This window comes from Micromonospora sp. NPDC047738, assembly GCF_040642675.1.
Taxonomy (GTDB): domain Bacteria; phylum Actinomycetota; class Actinomycetes; order Mycobacteriales; family Micromonosporaceae; genus Micromonospora.
The window spans coordinates 263577-284468 of the sequence record NZ_JBEYSO010000008.1; the positions used below are offsets into that span (position 1 = coordinate 263577).

Genomic DNA, 20892 nt, shown 5'->3' on the forward strand with positions numbered 1-20892 from the left:
TGACGTCCCGGCGAGTATGGGTGATACTCGACGGGTGGTGGACGGCGAGGAGCGATCGAAGGTTCGACCCCTGCGACCGGCCGTACCGCCCGACGGGGCGGCCGGGCCGGTTCCCGTGCCCCGCCCCCGGCCGGCCACGGAGCCAGGTTCCACCGGCACCGCCGCCGGGAGCACCCGCCAGCCGGAGTCGCCCCCGGCCGACGCCCCCGGCACGAAGCCACAGTCGACGGCCGACACCGCGGCCGGCACGAAGGCCGGGTCCACCCCGGCGGACGCCTCCGACGTCAAGCCGCAGCCGATCCCGATGGGCGCGAAGCCGGAGCCGGCCCCGGCCGACGCCACTGCCACGAAGGCGGAGCCGACCTCGCCCGACGCCACCGCCACGAAGGCCGAGCCGGCCCCGGCCGACGCCACCACCGCGGGCGGCCCCGAATCGAAGACCGGCGGTCGGCGGCGGCGGATGCCGTTCGCCCACGCGGTCCGGATGCCGCCCCGGCGAATCGCCGTCGGCGCGGCCCGGGCCACCCGGGACTGGTTGCGCCGCCCCAGCGGGCGCACCACCGTACTCGGCATCTTCCTGCTCGTCCTGGTCGCGGGCACCGCGGCGGCCGGCGCGCTGCTGGTGCCCGCAGCCGTACGCAAACCGCAGCCGGTCGCCGTCGACGCCACCGCGACCGCGCCGGCCGGCGGCGTACCCCAGGGCGGCGTGGCGCCCGGCGGGGTCGGTCTGCCCCCTGGGCTGCCCGGTGCGACCGGCCAGCCGACCGGGACGCCACCCGGCGTCGGGCAGCCGACCGGGCCGGCACTGACCGGCCGCCCGGCCGACGCGCTGGCTGCCTGGGCCCAGCGGGTGAGCGGGACGACCGGCATCCCGGTGGTCGCGTTGCAGGCGTACGGCTACGCCCAGCTGGTGCTCGAACAGACCCACCGGAGCTGCCAGCTCAGCTGGACCACGCTGGCCGCGATCGGATACGTCGAGTCCCGGCACGGTGCGGCCAACGGCGCCACCCTGCAGCCGGACGGGGTCGCCTCGCCCAACATCCTCGGCGACCTGCTCGACGGGCAGGGCGGGCGGTCCCGGATCACCGACACCGACCGGGGCGTGCTCGACGGCAACACCGTCTACGACCGGGCGCTCGGCCCGATGCAGTTCATCCCGAGCACCTGGCAGGAGATCGGCGCGGACGCCGACAACGACGGCGTCAAGAACCCGCACGACATCGACGACGCCGCCCTGGCCGCCGGCCAGTACCTGTGCAAGGGCGGCCGGAACATGACCATCCCGGGCGACTGGTGGAACGCCATCCTCTCCTACAACGACGTGCGCCGGTACGCCCAGGACGTCTTCGACAAGGCGAACGAGTACGGACGGCTGAGCGGTACGTGACGTAACCGGTTGCGTACATTTCGAGAACTGGACCCTTCCCCCGGGCAGCCGTTCCCGGCAAGCTAGACGGGTGATGGTGCGCGAGTGGGACCCTCGAACCGCGTCGTCCGCCGAGATCGCGTCGCTGCTGGACACGCTGAACGCGGTCCTGGCGGCCGACCTGCCGCAGGATCCGCCCTGGCGGGAGAGCTCCCTGCGGGAATACCTCTCCGAGGTCATGCCCGGTGAGCGGCGGATCTCCTGGGTCGCTCAGGCCGAACCGGCCCCGGACGGCACCCCGAGCCCGTTGCTGGGGCACGTCAACGTGCTGCTGCTCGGTGGTATCGGGGTGCTGGAGGTGCTGGTGCACCCGGTCGTCCGGCGCACCGGGCTGGGCCGCGAGCTGGTGCGGGTGGCCGGCCGCCGAGTCTGGGATGAGGGCTTCCAGTCGATCGGCGTGGAGGTGGTCGGCGACACCCCGGCGCTGGGGTTCTACGAGTCGCTCGGCTTCACCCGCGAATACGTCGAGACCCGCAGCGTGCTCGACCTGCGCACGGTGGACTGGCCGGCGCTGGCCGAGATGGCCACCGGCGTCGGCGCCGGCTACCACCTCGAGTTCTGCCCGGGCGGCCCGCCGGACGACCTGATCGAGGCGTACGCCCGGGCCAAGGCCGAGGTGCGCGATGTGGACGACGGCGAGCTTCGGCCCAGCTCGTACGACCCGCAGCGGCTGCGGGACAGCCTGGACACGCTGCACCGGCGGGGCATGAAGCCGTACATCGTGCTCGCCCTGCATGAGCAGACCGGCGAGGTGGCCGGGCTGACCGAGGTGGTGGTGCCGGCGCAGCACCCGACCCGGGCCGACCAGTACGACACCATCGTCGTCCGGGACCACCGCGGCTACGGCATCGACCGGGCCATCAAGGCGCGGATGCTGTTGGAGCTGCGCTCGGCCGAGCCGGAGCTGGCCGAGGTGCAGACCTGGAACGCGCAGGCCAACGAGGCGATGTTGAAGGTCAACGCGGAGCTGGGCTACCGCCCGGACCGCGAGTGGTGCGAATACAGCGTGGACGTCGCCGAGCTGGTGCATCGGCTCGACAGCCAGCGCTGACGGAAATTCACCGACAGGCCACCCGGGGGATGGACGTCCGACCGGGTCGACTCTTAACGTTCGTTAGTTCCCGCCCACCCATCGTGGAGGCCCCATGCGCCCGCGCCGCACCTTCGCCGCGCTCGCGACGACCGCCGCCGTCACCGCGACGGCCATCGGCGTCGCGCCCCCAGCGGCCAGCGCCGCGCCCACCGACCTGTTCATCTCCGAGTACGTCGAGGGCCTGTCCAACAACAAGGCCATCGAGCTCTACAACGGCACCGGTGCCCCGGTCGACCTGGCCGCCGGCGGCTACCAGCTCCAGTTCTTCTTCAACGGGGCCACCACGTCGACGAACGTCGCGCTGAGTGGCACTGTCGCCCCCGGCGACGTCTTCGTCTTCGCCGCCGCCACGGCCGCGCCCGCGATCCTCGCCCAAGCCGACCAGACGTACGGCGGTTCGCTCTACAACGGCGACGACGCGATCGTGCTGCGCAAGGGCGGCACCGTGCTCGATTCGATCGGGCAGGTCGGCGTGGACCCGGGCACCGAGTGGGGCACCGGGCTCATCAGCACGGCCGACAACACCCTGCGCCGGCTGCCCTCGGTCACCTCCGGCGACACCGACCCGTCGGACCCGTTCGACCCGGCTGTGCAGTGGGCCGGCTTCCCCACCGACACCTTCGACGGGCTGGGCAGCCACACCATCGACGACGGTGGCCCGGTCGACCAGCCGGCCACGCTGAACTGCGGCGGCACGCTGACCGTCGAGTCGGGCGGCGCGGCGAGCCGCCAGGTCACCGCCAGCGACGTCGACGACACCGTCACCGACCTGGCGGTCACCGGGGTCAGCCCGGCGCCGGCGAGCGGCTCGATCAGCCGTACCGCCTTCAGCCCGGCCACCGGGGTCGGCGGCACGGCCTCCGCGACGCTGACCGCGACCGGCCTCCCGGCCGGCTCGTACGCGGTCACCGTGACCTCGACCGACGCCGACGGCGGCACCGCCACCTGCACCCTCACCGTGCAGGCCACCGCCCTGCTGTCGGTCGGCGAGGTGCAGGGCCAGACCCGCGACGACGAGGATGGCAGCACCGACCGGTCACCGCTCGCCCCGGCCAGCGGCAACGGCACCAGCTCCGCTCTCTACGACGTGCGCGGCGTGATCACCCAGAAGTCGCTCACCCGCAGCTCCGCCGGGGCCGACCAGTACGGCTTCTACCTGCAGAGCCGCACGGGCACCGCGGACGGCGACCCGCTCACCTCGGACGGCATCTTCGTCTTCATGGGCTCGTTCACCACGTTGATCGGCGGCTACGCGCCGACCGTCGGCGACGAGGTGGTGCTGCGCGCCCGGGTCTCGGAGTTCTTCGACCAGACCCAGCTCTCCAGCGCCTCGCTGGTCCGCAAGCTCGACTCGGGGCTGGACGTGGACAGCGTCGTGCAGGTCGATGACGCCCTGCCGCCGGCCGACGCGGCCGCCGCCGCCCGGTACTGGGAACGGCACGAGGGCACCCGGATGCGGGTCCGCTCCGGCAGCGGCGTGTCCGCGCCGCGGCACATCTTCGCCTCCACCGGGGACTCGGAGATCTACGTGGTGGACCGCGAGGACCCGATCATGCAGCGGACCGATCCGTACGCCCGCCGGGTGTTCCGGGACGCGCACCCGCTGGACGACATCCCGGGCACGCTCTTCGACAACGGCAACAACCAGCGCATCCTGCTGGGGGCCGGCGGCGTGAAGGCGACCGCTGGGGACTCGGCCGCGCTGCTGCCCGAGGCCCGCACGTACGACACACTCACCGAGGACGCCTACGGGGCCATCTCGTACGCGTTCAGCAAATACAGCGTGCAGCCGGAGCAGCTGACGCTGACCGGTGGGGCAGATCCGGCGAAGAACAACCCGCCGCAGCCGGCGGACCGGCACGCCGAGGTCGCGGTCGCCACCTACAACCTGGAGAACCTGTACGACTACCGGGACGACCCGTTCGACGGCTGCGACTTCGCCGGCAACGCGGGCTGCACCGGGGTCAGCCCGCCGTTCGACTACGTGCCGGCCAGCGAGGCGGAGTACGCCGCCCGGCTGAACGTGGAGGCCCGGCAGATCGTCAACGCGCTGCACAGCCCGGATCTGATCATGGTGCAGGAGGCGGAGGACCAGGACATCTGCGCGGTGGCCGACGGCAAGCTGGTCTGCGGCGACACGAACAACGCCGACGGCGCGCCGGACACCGTCCAGGAGCTGGCGCTGGCCATCACGGCCAACGGTGGCCCCGCCTACGCGGCGGCGTACGACCGGACCGGCTCGGACGCCCGGGGCATCACCTCGGCGTTCCTCTACCGCACGGACCGGCTGACCCTGGCCCCGGCGTCCGCGACCGACCCGCTGCTGGGCACCGCCCCGACGGTGCAATACCGCTCGGCGGGGCTGCCGTCCAACGCGGACGTGCAGAACCCGAAGGCGTTCAACGCGGTGCTGCCGGCCGACGTGGACCGCTCCACCGGCGTGGACGGCGCCAACGTCTACACCCGGGCGGCACAGCTGGCCACGTTCACCGTGGCGGCGGCGCCGGGCTCGGCCGAGCACTACCCGCTCTACGCGATCAGCAACCACTACTCGTCCGGGCCGGACACACGGGTCGGGCAGCGCCGGGAGCAGGCCGCGTACGGGGCCGCGCTGGTGCGGGCCATCGAGGCGAGCGACCCGGACGCCCGGGTCATCTACGGCGGTGACCTGAACGTCTTCCCGCGGCCGGACGACCCGATCGCGACCGGGGAGAACCCGACCCCGTCGGACCAGCTCGCCCCGCTCTACCAGGCCGGGATGCACAACCTCTGGGACGACCTGGCGGCGGACGTGCCGGCGGCGGCCTACTCGTACACCTTCAACGGGCAGGCGCAGACACTGGACAACCTGTTCGCCAACGGGAAGCTCCACGGCGACTTGGTGCAGATCCGCGCGGCGCACATCAACGCCGACTACCCGACCGACGCCGAGGGCCTCGGTGACCGGGGCGCCAGCGACCACGACCCGCAGGTGGCCCGGTTCCGCTCCCGGGCGTCGCTGAGCGTGGCCGACGCGTCGGTGGTCGAGGGCAACAAGGGCAACAGCACCCTGGCGTTCACGGTGACCGTGTCCCGGCCGCTGTCCGAGCCGGTCCTGATCTGCGCCGCCACCTACGGCACCACCGCGCAGGCCGGGTCGGACTACGACCCGTACGTGGGCTGCCTGACGCTGGCCGCCGGCCAGACCTCGCTCGCCTTCCCGGTGACCGTCCGCGGTGACAAGAAGCGTGAGGCGGACGAGCAGCTCACCCTGTACGTGGCGGGCGTGCCGGGGCTCCGGCTCGCCGACCCGGTCGCCGTCGGCACCATCCTGAACGACGACTGACGGTCCGTTCCGCGTAGCGGCCCGCCGTCCGGCTCACCAGCCGGGCGGCGGGCCGATCTCGTGGGTGCGCCGTCGTGGCCGGGGCGGGGGCGGTACGCCCCGGTACTTGGCCACCCGCACCTCCCACTGGCTGCGCCGGCGCAGGGCGTCCCGGACCGCCCGGTCGCGATAGAAGGTCTCCGGTGGCCGGGCGAGGCCGTACCCGGTCGGCCCACCACTCCCCGGCTCCGGATCGGTGACGACGTCGAGGTGGGACGGGTACCTTCGCTCCGCCCCGTCCCGCAGGTCGGCGCGGTCGCGCATGGGCTTGAGCACCCGGCCCGCGTCGTCGACCACGGCGAGGCGGAACCCCGCCACGCTGATGATCCGGCGCAGCATGGCGATGCTCGGCGTCAGAGAGCCCGCCTCGATCCGGCCGATGGTCGTCGGATGCACCCCGGCGAATCGGGCCAGCTCCCGCTGGCTGGCGTCGGCCCGGCGGCGGACCGCCCGGACGATCCCGGCTGCGGGCCATGGGGCGTCGAAGGGCTCAGTGAGCATCGTGGGCGGTTCCCCGGCCTCCTCGGTCAGGCCGGGTTGTTCGGGAGTGTCGGGCTCGGTCACGCCGCCACGCTCTCGCCGCGGGCGGCACCGCGACAACCCCGACCTGCTCGGCTGTGGACAACCAAGGTGCCTGTGGACAACCCGCCACCGCGTCGGTGGCCCGTGCTGGTGCGCCGGCCGAGCCGGCCCGACGGGCCGATGGGCCGATGGGCCGCCAGTCGTCACTCCACGTGAACGTGACGCTGGGTGACACCACCAAGGCCGCCGGAGGCCTGAACCACCTCAGCCGATGCCCACAGAACCCCTAAATCGGACAAATAACCCCGCCGGTGCATCCGCCTTGAACCATCCCCCTCCCAACTTTGCTCTGCAGCCACATACGCATCGGACACAGTGCGTTGATTGCTGCGTGGATGGCTGCAGAGCAAAGTGAGTGAGTGGGAGGTCAGGGAGCACGGAGGCCGGTACTGAGGGTGACGAGCCGCTGAGCCGCAGCACCCGTCCACTCTCCAAGCCGATTCGCTGAGCCGAGCGTGCTCGTGCCACAGACGCGCTGGGCCCGGAGACGCCGCCTCCGGGCCCCGGAGACGCCGCCCAGAGCGGCGCAGGCACCGCCCAAAGCGACGGCGCAGCCACCGCGCCCGGCCGCCCGGTCGTACCGCTTCCTAACAGCCGGGGAACGAACCCCGTCGCCGTTCAGTAGCGCTCGCGGAGCAGCTTGGCCGCCTCGACGGCCCAGTAGGTGAGGATGATCTGCGCGCCGGCCCGACGGATCGAGGTGAGCGTCTCCAGCATCACCCGCTCCCGGTCGACCCAGCCGTTCGCGGCGGCCGCCTCGACCATCGCGTACTCGCCGGAGACCTGGTAGGCGGCGACCGGGACGTCCACCGCGGCCCGGACCGCCGACACCACGTCGAGGTAGGGCAGGGCCGGCTTGACCATCACCACGTCGGCACCCTCGGCGACGTCCAGCTCGACCTCGCGCAGGGACTCCCGCAGGTTCGCGGGATCCTGCTGGTAGGCGCGTCGGTCGCCCTCCAGCGCCGACTCGACGGCGTCCCGGAACGGACCGAAAAACGCGGAGGCGTACTTGACCGCGTACGCGAGCACCCCCACGTCCTGGTGTCCGGCGGCGTCCAGGGCCCGACGGACCACGCCGACCTGGCCGTCCATCATCCCGGACGGGCCGACCATGTGGATCCCGGCGTCGGCCTGCGCGACCGCCATCCGGGCGTACGCCTCCAGCGTGGCGTCGTTGTCAACGGCGCCGTCCGGAGCGAGCAGGCCGCAGTGCCCGTGCGAGGTGAACTCGTCCAGGCAGAGGTCGCTCATCACCACGGTGGCGTCGCCGACCTCGGCGACGACGTCCCGGATGGCGACGTTGAGGATGCCGTCCGGGTCGAGGCCGCCCGAGCCGGTGGCGTCCCGCTCGGCGGGCACCCCGAAGAGCATCAGCCCGCCCACGCCGGCCTGAACCGCCTCGACGGCGGCCTTGCGCAGCGAGTCCCGGGAGTGCTGGAGCACCCCCGGGAGAGACGCGACCGCTCGTGGCTCGGTCAGCCCCTCCCGGACGAACATCGGCAGCACCAGCTCGGCCGGGTCGAGGCGGGTCTCGGAGACCAGCCGCCGCACGGCCGCGTTATGGCGCAGCCGGCGGGGCCGGATCTCGGGGTACGGCACGGGAGCCTCCTGTCAGCGGAACCTCAGGGCGGTCGGCCCCTGCACCTTCGAGCCCCGGCGCTGCTTGGCCGGCATGGCGGCGAGCTTCTCGCGCAGCTCGACGGCGTAGGCGGCGAGCGCCTCCACCAGATCGGGCACCGAGGCGTGCGCAGGCTGCACGTCGACCCGCAGGCCGAACTCCGTCGCCGTCTCCGCCGTCTTGGGCCCGATGACAGCAACAACGGTACGCGCGTGCGGCTTTCCGGCGATGCCGACCAGGTTCCGGACCGTGGAGGACGAGGTGAAGAGCACCGCGTCGAACCCGCCCGACTTGATCGCGTCGCGGATCTCGGCCGGCGGCGGCGCCGCCCGGACGGTCCGGTACGCGGTCACGTCGTCGACCTCCCAGCCGCGCTCGGTGAGCCCGGCGGCGAGGGTCTCGGTGGCGATGTCGGCGCGCGGCAGCAGCACCCGCCCGACCGGGTCGAGGATCTCGTCGTGCGGCGAGAACTCGGCCAGCAGGCCCTCCGAGGACTGCTCGCCCGAGGGCACCAGCTCCGGCTGGATGCCGAACGCCCGTACCGCGTCCGCGGTGGCCTCGCCGATGCAGGCGATCTTGACGCCGCCGAAGTGCCGGGCGTCCAGGCCGTGCTCGGCGAACTTCTCCCAGACCGCCCGGACCGCGTTCACCGAGGTGAAGATCACCCAGGCGTACCGGCCGTCGACCAGGCCCTTGACCGCCCGCTCCATCTGGGCGGGGGTACGCGGCGGCTCGACCGCGATGGTCGGCACCTCGCACGGGATCGCCCCGTACGCGCGCAGCCGCGCGCTCATCACGCCGGCCTGCTCCTTGGTCCGGGGGACGAGCACCTTCCAGCCGTACAGCGGCCGGTTCTCCCACCAGCTCAGCTTGTCGCGCTGGCTGACGCTCTCCCCGACGGTGAGCACGACCCGCCCGGTGAAACCGAGCGCCGCCGCGACGAACGAGTCCACGGTCGACGTGGTGGTGTACTGCGTCTCGCCGGTGCCGTCACCGGTCACCCCGACGGCGGTGGTGCCGGCCACCCCGGCGGCCAGCAGGCCGTCGCGGATGGCGGCCAGGTCACCGGCGTCCACGGCCAGGGCCAGCGAGCCCCGGCTGACGGCCGCGGCCAGCGCGTCGAAGTCCAGCGCGGTGACGTCCTCGACGTCCGCCACGGTCCGCACCCCCGGCAGCGGCACACCCGCGTAGGTGGCCACCCCCTCGGCTTGACCGACGCCCGGCACCACCTCGAAGTGCGCGGCGGTACGCGCCACCGCCTGCACCTCCTTGACCACCGAGTCGTGACCGAACGGGTCGCCGGCGACCAGGTGCACCGCGTTCTGCCCGGAGCGGGCCGCGGAGATCAGCACCTTCGCCACATCCCCCGGTACGCCCTCGGCCGGGCTGAACTGGGCGTCGGACTTGGCCTGGGCGCGGACGTGGTCGAGCAGCGACTCGGGGATTCCCCGGTCGTACACCACCTGATCGGCGTCGACCAGGGCGTCGTGCGCCCGGCGGGTCAGCAGGCCCGGGTCGCCGGGTCCGGCCCCGACGAACGCGATACGGCCTGCGGGCTTACGGGTGCGGGTCATTCTGTGCTCCCAATTTGCTGGGTCCCCGGACCGGCGTGTCCTTCTTGGCCGAGGATCGTGTCGGCGCCGAGTTCGAGGAGTTCGGCGGCGAGTGCCTTGCCGATCTCCGCCGCGTCGGCGGGCGTTCCGGTGCGGGACAGCCGGATGTCACGGGAACCGTCCGGGCTGATCACCGCCCCGCGCAGGTAGATCTCCTGGACAACATCGCCCTCGGCGGTTGAGCCGGTTGGCTCGCCTTCGGCGACGACGCCGTAGGCGGCGACGGGCGCGCTGCACCCGGCCTCCAGGGTGGCCAGCAGTGCCCGCTCCGCGACGACCGCGGCGCGGGACGGTGCGTGATCGAGCAGTGCGAGCAGCTCGATCAGGTCCTGGTCGTCGACCCGGCACTCCACCGCCAACGCGCCCTGGGCGGGCGCGGGCAGCATCAGCATCGGGTCGAGCGTCTCGGTGATCACGTCGGTCCGGTCCAGCCGGGCGAGCCCGGCCCGGGCCAGCACGACGGCGTCCAGGTCGGCGTCCGGGCCGAGCACCCGGCCGAGCCGGGTGTCCACGTTGCCCCGGAGCGGGGTGACCTCGAGCTGCATCCCCAGCGCGTGCAGCTGGGCGATGCGGCGCAGCGCGCCGGTGCCGACCCGCGCGCCGGGCGGCAGTTCGGCAAGCGTACGGCCGTCCCGGGCGACCAGCGCGTCACGCGGGTCCTGCCGGGGCGGCACCGCCGCGATGTGCAGGCCGGGGGCCTCCGCCGTGGGCAGGTCCTTGTAGGAGTGGACGGCGAAGTCGATGACGCCGGCGGTCAACGCGTCCCGCAGCGCGGAGACGAAGACCCCGACGCCGAGCCGGTGCACCGGCGCAGCGGAGCGGTCGCCGGCGGTCACCACCTCGACCAGCTCGACCTCGCGGCCGGTGGCCGCGGTGAGGGCCGCAGCGACATGGCCCGACTGGGCCATCGCCAGGGCGCTGCCCCGGGTGCCGAGGCGCAGGGGAGCGGTCATCGCGCACCTCCGGTGGGCGGGAAGTCCAGGGCGTCGAACGACGAGCGACCGTCGGTGTCGGTCGCCACCACGTCGGGCACCGTGTCGACCGGGGAGGTCTGCGGCACCTCCAGGTCGAACAGCTCGCGCAACAGGGCGGCGTACTGGTCACCGCCCGGCTCGGCGGCGAGCTGGCGCACCCGTACGGTCGGCTGGTGCAGCAGCCGCTGCACCACCCGGTGCACGGTGCGGGCGACCTCGGCGCGCTGGTCGTCGGTGAAGTCGGGGCGGCGCTGGGCGAGCCGGCGCAGCTCGGCGGTGACCACGTCGTCGGCGCGTCCGCGCAGCGCGGCCACGGTGGGCGCCACGTCCGCGCCGCGCAGCCAGCTGAGGAACGCCTCGACCTCGCCGCCGACGATCCGGGTCACCTCGGCGGCGTCGGCGGCGGCGGGACCGTCGGCGAGGATGGCCGCCATCCGGTCGATGTCGATCACCTCGACGCCGGGCAGCGCGGCGACGCCCTCCTCGACGTCGCGCGGGACGGCCAGGTCGAGCAGGACCAGCGGGCACCGGCCGGCGTCCCGCCGGGCCGTTGCCCGGGCCACCACGTCGCGGGTGAGGACCGGTTCGGTGGCCGCGGTGGCGGCCACTACGATGTCCACTGTGGAAAGCGCGTCGACCAGCTCGGCCATCGGCACGGCGTTCGCACCGTACGATTCGGCCAGCCGGACGGCCCGGTCGGCGCCCCGGTTGGTCACGGTCAGCGGCCCGGCGCCCAGCCGGGACAGGGTGGCCACGCCGAGCGAGCCCATCGCACCCGCGCCGACCACCATGGCGGGCCGGCCGGCCAGGTCGCCGTCGAGCAGGTCGGCGGCCAGGTCCAGGGCGGCGGTGACGACACTCTGTCCGGCCCGGTCGATGTTGGTCTCGGCGTGCGCGCGCTTGCCCACCCGTAGCGCCTGCTGCATGAGCTCGTGCAGCAGCCGGCCGGCCGAGTCGGTGCCGCTGGCCGAGTGGTACGCGTCCCGAAGCTGGCCGAGGATCTGCGCCTCGCCGACCACCATCGAGTCCAGCCCGGCGGCGACCCGGAAGACGTGGTCGACGGCCGCGGCGTCGTAGTGCACGTAGAGGTGGTTGGCGAGCGCCGCCGGCGGGCAGCCGGCCTGCTCGGCCAGGACCGCACAGATGTCGCCGAGGCCGCCGTGGAAGCCGGAGACGGCTGCGTACACCTCCACCCGATTGCAGGTGGAGACGAGCACGGCCTCGGCGACGTACGGCTGGGCGACCAGGCGGTCCAGGGTGCGGGTGAGATCGGCGGGCGGGACCGCCAGCTGCTCCAGCGTGGCAACCGGGGCGGTGCGGTAGGACGCGCCGACGACGAGCAGTTTCACGTGCCGATCGCCTCCTGGGTGTCGGTGGCCGCGAACCCGCCGGGCAGAGCGGTGAGGGCGGACCCGCCGGAGGCGGGGAGCGCGGTCAGCGACGCCTTGCGGTGCTCGTGGAAGGACAGGATCTGCAGCTCGATCGCGAGGTCGACCTTGCGCACGTCGACCCCCTCCGGAACTGAGAGTACGCACGGCGCGAAGTTGAGGATGCTCGTCACGCCGACAGCGACGAGCTGGTCGGCCACCGCCTGCGCGGCGGACGCCGGGGTGGCGATCACGCCGATCGAGATCGACTCCGCAGCCGCGACCCGGGGCAGCTCGTCGACGTGCCGGACGGTCAGGCCGCTGATCTCCTCGCCGACCCGGGACGGGTCCGCGTCGAAGAGCGCGGCGATCCGGAAGCCGCGGCTCGCGAAGCCGTCGTAGCCGGCCAGGGCGTGACCGAGATTACCCACGCCGACCAGGGCGACCGCCCGGCGCTGGGTGAGCCCGAGCACGAACTCGATCTGGTCGATCAGCAGCCCGACGTCGTAGCCGACCCCGCGGGTGCCGTACGAGCCGAGGTGGGAGAGGTCCTTGCGTAGCTTCGCCGAATTCACCCCGGCGGCGTTGGCCAGCCCTTCGCTGGACACCGTCTCGTGGCCGGTTTCGGCGAGATTGTGCAGGGCACGGAGGTATTCCGGGAGCCGAGCGACGGTCGCCTCGGGCAGGTCCGGGAGCGCCGGTACGGCACCAGCGCGACCGGGCGCGCCAGGGTGACGGTGCTGACTCATGAGACTCCGTGCGGTGCGATCCTCGACCAGCGTCGGCGGCCGGTCGTTTCGGGACTCCCGCTGGCGACCGATGGTGCCGGCTGTGCTAGCAGGGCGCGTCGGAACTACAGAGTAGGCGCTTGTGAAGGGGTGCACAAATCGCGATCTTGCTGGCCCGCGACGTGCCTCCACCTGCCCCTCCAGTTCACAAGATCGATTGACCGCGCTCGGTAGGCGCCGCTCGGCGATTATTGCTCAATCCCGACTTCTCTGACCAATCGCACGCGCCTGGTCGCGCTGTGTCACGGACGAGGCGGCGATTTCCCCACCCGGGGTAGGGAGAACCTCACCTCGGAGAGGCCGGTGCACGGGATGGGTCCGGCGGGTCCCGGCCCATAGCCTCGGGGCATGACCGCAGTACCGCTGGCCACCGCGCCCACTCCCACCACACCCGCCCCCGGCCTCGGCCGGCGGCTCCTGCGCGACTCCGGCTACGTGCTGGCCGGCCTGCCGCTGGCGCTGGTCGGGTTCGTCCTGGCCGTGGTGGGAATCTCCCTCACCGCCGGGTTGCTGGTCACCACCCTCGGCCTGCCCGTGCTCGCCGGCACCCTGTACGCGGCCCGTGCGCTGGCCGATCTCGAGCGGCTCCGGCTGCCCGCCGTGCTCCGCCAACCCCGGGTCCGCCCCGTCTACCTGACTCCCGCGCCCGGGGCGGGCTACTGGCGGCGGCTCCTGGTGCCGATGCGCGACGCCCAGTCCTGGCTCGACCTGCTGCACGCCTTCGTCAAGCTGCTGGTGACGCTGCCCACCTTCGTGATCGTGCTGGTCTGGTGGGCGGTGGCCGTCGGCGGCACGCTCTACTTCACCTACGACTGGGCGATCCCGCACGGCCCCGGCCAGCAGGACCTCAGCGAACTGCTCGGGATGGGCGTCGGGCCCGTCCCGCGGATCGCGTTGAACACCTCGTTCGGGCTGTTCTGCCTGCTCACCCTGCCGCTGGTGGCCCGGGGCTGCGCCCGGCTCCAGGCCGGCCTGGCCCGCTCCCTGCTCACCGGGGTGGCCGAGATGCGACACCGGATCACCACGCTGGAGGAGCAGAAGCGGGCCGCCGCCTCCGCCGAGGCGTCCGCGCTGCGCCGGCTGGAACGGGACATCCACGACGGCCCGCAGCAGCGGCTGGTCCGCCTCGCCATGGACCTCAGCCGGGCCCGCCAGCAGCTCGCCGTCGACCCGGAGGCGGCCCGCCGGACCCTGGACGAGGCGGTCACCCAGACCCGGGAGACCCTCGACGAGCTGCGCGCCCTCTCCCGGGGGATCGCCCCGCCGATCCTGGTCGACCGGGGCCTGCCGAGCGCCCTGGCCGCCCTCGCCGCCCGCGCCCTGGTCCCCACCGAGCTGCTGGTCGACGACGACCTGGGTACGCCCGGCGGCCGGCTCGACCCGGCGGTGGAGAGCACCGCGTACTTCGTGGTGGCCGAGGCGCTCACCAACGTCGCCAAGCACAGCCGGGCCACGGCCTGCCGGGTGGAGGTGGCCAGCCGGGTCGGCCGGCTGGAGATCGGCGTGGCGGACGACGGGGTGGGCGGCGCCCACCTGGCCAAGGGGCACGGCCTGAGCGGCATCGCCGACCGGGTACGGGCGGCCGGCGGCGTGCTCGACGTGTCCAGCCCGGCCGGCGGTCCCACCCTCGTCCACGCCGAACTGCCTCGCTGACGGGGACCCGGAGGGCGGACCGGTGACCGAGGACGTGATAGACAGCGGACCCATGCGGGTGGTGATCGCGGACGACGCCGTACTGCTCCGGGAGGGGCTGGTCCGGCTGCTGACCGAGTCGGGACACGAGGTGGTGGCGGCTGTCGGCGACGGCGACGCCCTGGTCGAGGCGGTGGTGACGCACCAACCGGACATCTCGGTGGTGGACGTGCGGATGCCGCCCTCGCACACGGACGAGGGGCTCCGGGCGGCCGTGGAGGCGCGCCGCCGGGTGCCGCGTACGCCGGTCCTGGTGCTCTCCCAGTACGTCGAGGTGTCGTACGCCGACGACCTGCTCGCCACCACCGGCGGCGCCGGTGGCGGCGGGATCGGCTACCTGCTCAAGGACCGGGTGGCCGCGATCGACGAGTTCCTGGAGGCGTTGGGCCGGGTGGCCGCCGGCGGCACGGTGCTCGACCCCGAGGTGATCAGCCAACTGCTGGTCCGGCGGCGGCGCGACGACCCGCTGGCCGCGCTGACGCCGCGCGAGCGGGAGGTGCTCGCCTTGATGGCCGAGGGCCGCTCCAACACCGCGATCGCCCGGACGCTGGTGGTGAGCGACGGCGCGGTGGAGAAGCACGTCCGCAACATCTTCACCAAACTCGACCTCCCCCAGGACGCCACGAACCACCACCGCCGCGTCCTGGCCGTCCTAACCCACCTCCGCGCCTAACCCCCTCCCCCTGTGCCCCCTCCCCCGCCCGATGCGTTGATCATGAGGTTGGCGGCGGCCACACCGGCGTGTCGCGCCGCTAACCTCATGATCAACGGGGGCCGGGAGGGGCAGGGGTGGGGGTTAGGGGAGGGTGCGGGCGAGGGTTACGGCCTGGGTGAGGGTGTCGGCCACGGGGTGGCCGGAGGCGCGGAGGCGGGCGGGATCGGAGAGGCCGCCGGTGTAGAGGACGCAGCGGGCGCCCACCGAGAGCGCCGCGTCGGCGTCGTCCAGCGAGTCGCCGATCAGCACCACCTCGCGGCCGGCGAGCCCGAGCTCAGCCAGGTGCTTCTCCAGCCACTCGGCCTTGCGGCCCCCGCCCACCGCGGACCGCAGCCCGTCCACCCGGGTGAAGTGCGGGGTCAGCCCGTACGTGTGCACCGTCGGGACCAGCTCGTCGTGGAACCACATGGACAGCAGGGACTGGCTGCCCGGCCAGGCGGCGATCGCGGTGGTTGCGTCGGCGGCCAGCGCGCAGCTGGCCAGTCCGGCCCGGTACGCGTCGTGGAAGATCCGGTCGAGCCGGCCGAACGCGTCGTCGTCGATCGCCTGCCCCAGCATCTCGGCGTAGTAGTCGGCGATCGGCCGGCGGAACCGCACCCGGTGCTCGTCGGCGGTGACCGCCGGACCGCCGGCGCTGGCGAAGGCCACGTTGGTGGCCTGGACCACCAGGTCGAGGTCGTCGAGGAGGGTGCCGTTCCAGTCCCACACCAGGTGGCCGCGTGTCGAGGTCATCGCTGCACGATAAGCGGCCGGTCAGAGCTGCGGGGTGGTCAGGTCCCGCAGCAGGCGATCCTCCTCGACCCGCCAGTAGCCGTGCTCCCTGCCGTCGAGCAGCACCACCGGCAGCCGGTCGCCGTACTCGCGTTCCAGCTCGATCTCGTCGGTGACGTCCCGCTCGATCCAGCGGTCGCCGGTGACGGCCACCACCCGGTCGAGCGCCGCCTTCGCGTCCTCGCAGAGGTGGCAGCCGGGCCGGGTGATCAGGGTGAGCCGGGCGTCACGGCTGGACATCGGGTACCTCCGTGCGGTTCTCGGTCGGCGGGGCCGGTGACGGCACCGGGGGCGCCGCCGGGCGGAGCTCGGTCTTGCGTACCTTGCCGATCGCCGAGTAAGGCAGGCTGTCGACGAACTCGACGGCGGTCGGGCACTTGAACCGGGCCAGGTTACGCGCGCAGTGGCCGAGCAGCTCCTCCGCCGTCGCCGTCGAGCCGGCCGCCCGCACCACGTACGCCCGGACAGTCTCGCCGGTTCGCGGGTGCGGCACCCCGAGGACGGCCGACTCGGCCACCCCGGGATGCGCCTGGAGCACCGACTCCACCTCGTGCGGGTAGACGTTGAAGCCGTTGACCAGGATCAACTCGCCGAGCCGGTCGACCAGGAACAGGTCCCCGTCGGCGTCGGCGTACGCCACGTCGCCGGTGGCCCACCAGCCGTCCGCGTCCGGCCCGCCTCGCCCGTCCGGCCAGTAGCCGGCGAACAGGTTGTCGCCCCGGACCACGATCTGCCCCGGGTCGGTGCCCTCCGCGCCGTCGGCGAGGTCCAGCTCGTCGACGTCCGCCTCGACGGTGGGCACGCCGTCCCGCCACAGGTCCACGCCGTCCGGCCCGACCAGGCGCAGCCCCACGCCGGGCAGCGGGCGGCCGATGGACCCGGCCTTCGGCTGGCCGCCGACCAGCGTGGAGGTGAGCACGGGAGCGGTCTCGGTGAGGCCGTACCCGACGTGCACCCGGTGCCCGGTGGTCTCGGTGAAGCGCGCCGCGACCGCCGGCGGCAGCGGGGCCGCCCCGCACACCGCCACCCGCACCGAGGCCAGCGCCGCCGCCCCCGCCGCGCCCGCCTCGGCCCAGGTCAGGAACATCGACGGTACGCCGACCAGCACGCTGACCCGGTGCCGGGCGAGGTCGGCGAGCGCCCCGTCCGGGCCCAGCTCGTCGACCAGCACCCCGGTCGCCCCGTGGTGCAGCACGGCCCCGAGCCCGGAGTTCAGGCCGTACGCGTGGAACAGCGGCAGGGCGAGCAGCACGGTGTCGTCGGGGCCGACCACCGGCGGGTCGATCCGGCCGACCTGCCCGTGGTTGGCGGCCAGGGCGCGGTGCGACAGCATGGCGCCCTTGGGCCGGCCCTCGGTGCCGGAGGTGTAGAGCAGGACGGCGAGGTCGTCCCCGCCCCGGGTGGGGAGGTCGACCGGGTCGTCACCGTCGGTGACCGGCGGGGCGGTGTACACGGCGGCCAGCGCGGGCAGGTCGGCCCGGTTCACCCGGTCGCGGACCTCGGCCGCGCAGACCAGCACGGCGGCCCCGGAGTCGGCGAGCACGTGCCGCAGTTCCCGGGCGGTGAGGCCCGGGTTGACCGGCACCGCCACCAGGCCGGCCCGGAGCGCGGCGAGGTAGGTGACCACGAAGTCGGGGGTGTTGCCGAAGGCGACCGCGATCCGGGGCGGGTGCTCGTCGCCGGCGACCGGCCGCGCCGCTCCGGCCAGTGCGTGGGCGGTGGCGGTGACCGCCGTGTCCAGTTGGGACCAGGTCAGGGTCCGGTCGCGCCAGTGCAACGCGGGGCGGTCACCGTGAGCGACGGCCGCCCGGCGGAGCCGGTCGGCGAGGTTCGGCGCGGAACTGTCGACTGCGTCCTGCACGGTGGCTGAGTCTGGCACAGCCACGTCCACCCGGCCACGCCCCTGAACGCCGGCCCGCGCCGGCCCGCCCACCCCGGTCCTGCGGACGGGACCGCACGGTGGCCGTCCGGCCCGCTGTCCGGGCACGCGGGGACGTCCCCTCCGGACGGCCGCCGCGACACGCCGAGGGCGGTATGAAACCGCTCCGACCAGGACTTTCCACTCAGAACCAGGTTCCGATGCGAAAGTCAACCGCACACGACGGACAACGGGTCCGCCATCGGTGCGACCCGAGCGGAAATACTTCCGCCCTGTGTAACGGACTTGCCACGCGCGGGTGACGTTGGCCCTATCATCACTCGGGTCGGCTCACCCGATTTGCCGTGAGTCGACACCCCTCAGCCCGAGGAGGCCCCCGTGCCTGTGAGCGCATTGGACCAGCACCTCAAGGGGATCTGCCGCCCGTCGGCACGTCCCGGGACGACCCTGCCCGGCCGGGGCGTACCCGGTCCCGCCGCGACGCCGCGGCGGCCGGTGCGGCCGTGCCCCGCCTGGATCGGGGAGGCGCGGTGACCACCTTCGGCTACGCGGAACGACCGACCGGGGTGACCGGCCCGACCCAGCGGATCCCGGTCAACGAGCGGCTGGAGCCCGACGGCGCCCGGTCCCCGCGCGGCGTCCGGCGCGCCGAGCTGGAGCTGTCGCAGGCCCCACGCACCGCGCCCGACGGATGGGGCCTCGCGGTGCGGGGCGAGGAGGCCCGGCGGGTCCGCAACCGCTCCCACCACAACGAGGCGCCGCCGCGCCCTGCGGTGCCCGGCGGCAACGCGAAGCCGGCCGCCGGCCGGCTCGGCGCCCCGTCCCGGCCGACCATGCCGGCGCAGGGCCGGCGCCCGGGCGACGGCCCGACCACCGCCGACCCGTCGGCCGGGGAGACCGCCATCCTGCCGGCGGTGCCAGCCGCCGACACCGCGGTGCTGCCCGCGGTGCCAGCCACCGCGGCCCCGGCCACCGGCTACCCGAGCCGCCCCGACCCGTCCGACCCGGCCACCGAGGTCTGGGCCCTGGTCGAGCGGGCGCAGGCCGGCGAGACCGAGGCGTTCGGCCTGATCTACGACCGGTACGTCGACACGGTCTTCCGCTTCGTCTACTTCCGGGTCGGCAACCGTCAGCTCGCCGAGGACCTCACCTCGGACACGTTCCTCCGCGCGCTCAAGCGGATCGGCAGCTTCACCTGGCAGGGGCGTGACCTCGGCGCCTGGCTGGTCACCATCGCCCGCAACCTGGTCGCCGACCACTTCAAGTCCGGCCGCTACCGGCTGGAGGTCACCACGGGGGACGTGCTCGACGCCGACCGGGAGGACCGGGGGCCGGAGGGCAGCCCGGAGGCCGCAGTCGTCGAGCACATCACCAACGTCGCGCTGCTCACCGCGGTGAAGCAGCTCAACCCGGAGCAGCAGGAGTGCATCGTGCTCCGCTTCCTCCAGGGCTTCTCGGTGGCCGAGACCGCCCGTGCCATGGGCAAGAACGAGGGCGCCATCAAGGCGTTGCAGTACCGGGCGGTGCGGGCCCTGGCCCGGCTGCTGCCCGACGGCTTCCAGCCCTGATCCAGCCCGCTCCCCCGCCCCGGCGGGACACCGTGCCGCGGGGCTCCGCTGCCCGTGACGACGATCACGCTTTGTGATTTCGCCACCGGCCGCCCCGTAACCGCCGACCGGCGCGGTCCGTTTCTCCGGGTGCGACCAGTGGTTGTCCGGCGTCCCCCGGGCCACCCGGTCCGGTGCGCACGGTCGGCCCGCTGGGCCAGCCGTCAGCGTTCGCTGCCACCGGTCGCTGGTGACGACGACGGCCGTCCGGCCGTGACCAGTGAGAGGGGGTGCCTGCGGTGGACAGCAACCTCTTCTCCCGTCGGCGGGCCGAGCGTTTCGCGCAACTCCTCGACGAGGCCAACGGCGGCCGGCGGCACCACGTCCGTTCCCGGGCCGACGACGAACTCGCCCCACTCGTCGCGGTGGGCCAGCGGCTCGCCACCGACCGGCCGGCCGTGGAGGTCGACCCGGACTTCCGCGCCGGGCTGCGCGCGATGCTGGTCGCCACCGCCGAGCGGGAGGGCGTGGGCACTCCGGCGCAGGCCGGGACCGCCCCGGCGAGCACCGGCGCTCGCGGCTCCCTGCTGCCGGCGGCGACCGGCCGGCGGGTCCGCGCCCGCGGGGCCATCCTGGTCGGCGTGGCCGCCGGGGCGATCGCCCTCTCCGGCATCTCCTTCGCCAGCGAGAACGCGCTGCCCGGCGACGCCCTCTACGGCATGAAGCGCTCGACCGAACGCGCTCAGCTCGCCCTGACCAGCTCGGACATCAGCCGCGGACAGCTCTTCCTCGACTTCGCCCGGACCCGGCTCGACGAGGCGGCCACCGTCCACGGTGACCGGTTCGGCTTCAGCACCGTCCTGGACGACATGGACGCCGACACCCGGCAGGGCATCCGCCTGCTGACCACGGTGGCCGCGCAACGCTCCGACCCGGCCCCGCTGGACGCGATCGACGCGTTCCTGACCGGCCAGCGGCACGCGGTCAGTGGCCTGCTCGACCGGGTGGATCACACCTACCAGGACCGCACCCGCCGGTCGCTCGCCCTGCTCGACGTGGTGGGCCGGCGCGCTGACGGGCTCCGCGCGGCGATCGCCTGCGGGCTTCCGGCACCGGCCGCCAGCGACGCGCTGGGCCCCGCCCCGGTCAGCTGCCCCGGCGACCGCTGACCGCCGGCGGCCGGTCCGGCGCGGCGGCGGCAACCGGCGCCACCGCACCGAGCCGTTCGCTCCCCCGCGGAGCCGTTTCGCGCCACCGCGCCGACCCGTTTGGCGCTACCGCGCCGAGCCGTCTCGCGCCTACCCCGCCGAGCCGACCGCGCCACCACGCTGAGCCGGCCGCGCCACCGCGCTGAGCCGTAAGCGCTCCCGCGTGGTGGCCGGAGCCGCTCGCGCCACACTTCGCCGCGCGGACACCCGGCCGTCACAGCGCGCCGGATAGGCTCGCCGGGGAGCACGTTC

The 20892-nt window shown here is 74.0% G+C and carries 16 protein-coding genes; 7 read left to right on the forward strand and 9 right to left on the reverse strand.

The window, feature by feature from the left end:
* Window positions 1-34: 34 nt before the first annotated feature.
* The 3 genes from ABZ783_RS16240 to ABZ783_RS16250 all read left to right on the forward strand — a co-directional run bounded on the left by ABZ783_RS16240 (window position 35) and on the right by ABZ783_RS16250 (window position 5844).
* Entirely contained in the window at window positions 35-1387 is a 1353-nt protein-coding gene (locus ABZ783_RS16240; protein WP_357438417.1) for a lytic murein transglycosylase, read from the forward strand.
* 73 nt (window positions 1388-1460) lie between these two features.
* A complete protein-coding gene (locus ABZ783_RS16245; RefSeq protein WP_357438534.1) occupies window positions 1461-2477 on the forward strand; it encodes a GNAT family N-acetyltransferase in 1017 nt (338 codons plus the stop codon).
* Window positions 2478-2571: 94 nt separating this feature from the next.
* Complete coding sequence (locus ABZ783_RS16250; protein WP_357438420.1) at window positions 2572-5844, forward strand: lamin tail domain-containing protein; 3273 nt, start codon at window positions 2572-2574, stop codon at window positions 5842-5844.
* Between the two features lie 33 nt (window positions 5845-5877).
* Here the strand turns inward: ABZ783_RS16250 and ABZ783_RS16255 are convergent, their stop codons facing one another.
* The 6 genes from ABZ783_RS16255 to ABZ783_RS16280 all read right to left on the reverse strand — a co-directional run bounded on the left by ABZ783_RS16255 (window position 5878) and on the right by ABZ783_RS16280 (window position 12789).
* Window positions 5878-6447 carry a helix-turn-helix transcriptional regulator gene (locus ABZ783_RS16255; protein WP_357438423.1) on the reverse strand — a complete coding sequence of 190 codons (570 nt, stop codon included), beginning with the start codon at window positions 6445-6447 and terminating at the stop codon, window positions 5878-5880.
* Window positions 6448-7083: 636 nt separating this feature from the next.
* Window positions 7084-8067 carry a porphobilinogen synthase gene (gene hemB / locus ABZ783_RS16260; RefSeq protein ID WP_357438426.1) on the reverse strand — a complete coding sequence of 328 codons (984 nt, stop codon included), beginning with the start codon at window positions 8065-8067 and terminating at the stop codon, window positions 7084-7086.
* Between the two features lie 12 nt (window positions 8068-8079).
* On the reverse strand, window positions 8080-9660 hold the full coding sequence (locus tag ABZ783_RS16265; RefSeq protein ID WP_357438429.1) for a uroporphyrinogen-III synthase: 1581 nt from the start codon (window positions 9658-9660) through the stop codon (window positions 8080-8082).
* Window positions 9657-10652, reverse strand: coding sequence for a hydroxymethylbilane synthase (gene hemC / locus ABZ783_RS16270; RefSeq protein ID WP_357438432.1), 996 nt, complete (start codon window positions 10650-10652; stop codon window positions 9657-9659). Before hemC ends, ABZ783_RS16265 begins: the two co-directional genes overlap by 4 nt.
* The gene (locus ABZ783_RS16275) at window positions 10649-12022 is read right to left on the reverse strand and encodes a glutamyl-tRNA reductase (RefSeq protein ID WP_357438434.1); all 1374 of its coding nucleotides are present in this window, start codon (window positions 12020-12022) and stop codon (window positions 10649-10651) included. The genes hemC and ABZ783_RS16275 overlap by 4 nt, the downstream gene beginning before the upstream one ends.
* Window positions 12019-12789, reverse strand: a complete 771-nt coding sequence (locus tag ABZ783_RS16280) for a redox-sensing transcriptional repressor Rex (protein ID WP_357438436.1) — start codon at window positions 12787-12789, stop codon at window positions 12019-12021. The genes ABZ783_RS16275 and ABZ783_RS16280 overlap by 4 nt, the downstream gene beginning before the upstream one ends.
* A gap of 387 nt (window positions 12790-13176) precedes the next feature.
* Between ABZ783_RS16280 and ABZ783_RS16285 the strand changes: the two genes are divergently transcribed.
* Both ABZ783_RS16285 and ABZ783_RS16290 read left to right on the forward strand, forming a co-directional pair.
* A complete protein-coding gene (locus tag ABZ783_RS16285; RefSeq protein ID WP_357438439.1) occupies window positions 13177-14481 on the forward strand; it encodes a sensor domain-containing protein in 1305 nt (434 codons plus the stop codon).
* A 52-nt stretch (window positions 14482-14533) separates the two neighbouring features.
* Complete coding sequence (locus ABZ783_RS16290) at window positions 14534-15193, forward strand: response regulator transcription factor (RefSeq protein ID WP_357438536.1); 660 nt, start codon at window positions 14534-14536, stop codon at window positions 15191-15193.
* A 123-nt stretch (window positions 15194-15316) separates the two neighbouring features.
* Here the strand turns inward: ABZ783_RS16290 and ABZ783_RS16295 are convergent, their stop codons facing one another.
* The 3 genes from ABZ783_RS16295 to ABZ783_RS16305 are packed head-to-tail and all read right to left on the reverse strand — an operon-like array spanning window position 15317 to window position 17867.
* On the reverse strand, window positions 15317-15967 hold the full coding sequence (locus ABZ783_RS16295) for an HAD hydrolase-like protein (RefSeq protein WP_357438442.1): 651 nt from the start codon (window positions 15965-15967) through the stop codon (window positions 15317-15319).
* Window positions 15968-15988: 21 nt separating this feature from the next.
* Window positions 15989-16246: a glutaredoxin family protein gene (locus ABZ783_RS16300; protein WP_357438445.1), complete on the reverse strand. Its 258-nt coding sequence runs from the start codon at window positions 16244-16246 to the stop codon at window positions 15989-15991.
* Window positions 16233-17867, reverse strand: a complete 1635-nt coding sequence (locus ABZ783_RS16305; protein ID WP_357438447.1) for an AMP-binding protein — start codon at window positions 17865-17867, stop codon at window positions 16233-16235. Before ABZ783_RS16305 ends, ABZ783_RS16300 begins: the two co-directional genes overlap by 14 nt.
* 548 nt (window positions 17868-18415) lie before the next feature.
* Here ABZ783_RS16305 and ABZ783_RS16310 point away from each other — a divergent pair.
* Together ABZ783_RS16310 and ABZ783_RS16315 are read left to right on the forward strand one after the other, a co-directional pair.
* Entirely contained in the window at window positions 18416-19453 is a 1038-nt protein-coding gene (locus ABZ783_RS16310; RefSeq protein WP_357438450.1) for an ECF subfamily RNA polymerase sigma factor, BldN family, read from the forward strand.
* Between the two features lie 278 nt (window positions 19454-19731).
* Window positions 19732-20601, forward strand: coding sequence for a DUF5667 domain-containing protein (locus ABZ783_RS16315; protein ID WP_357438453.1), 870 nt, complete (start codon window positions 19732-19734; stop codon window positions 20599-20601).
* Window positions 20602-20892: the final 291 nt, after the last annotated feature.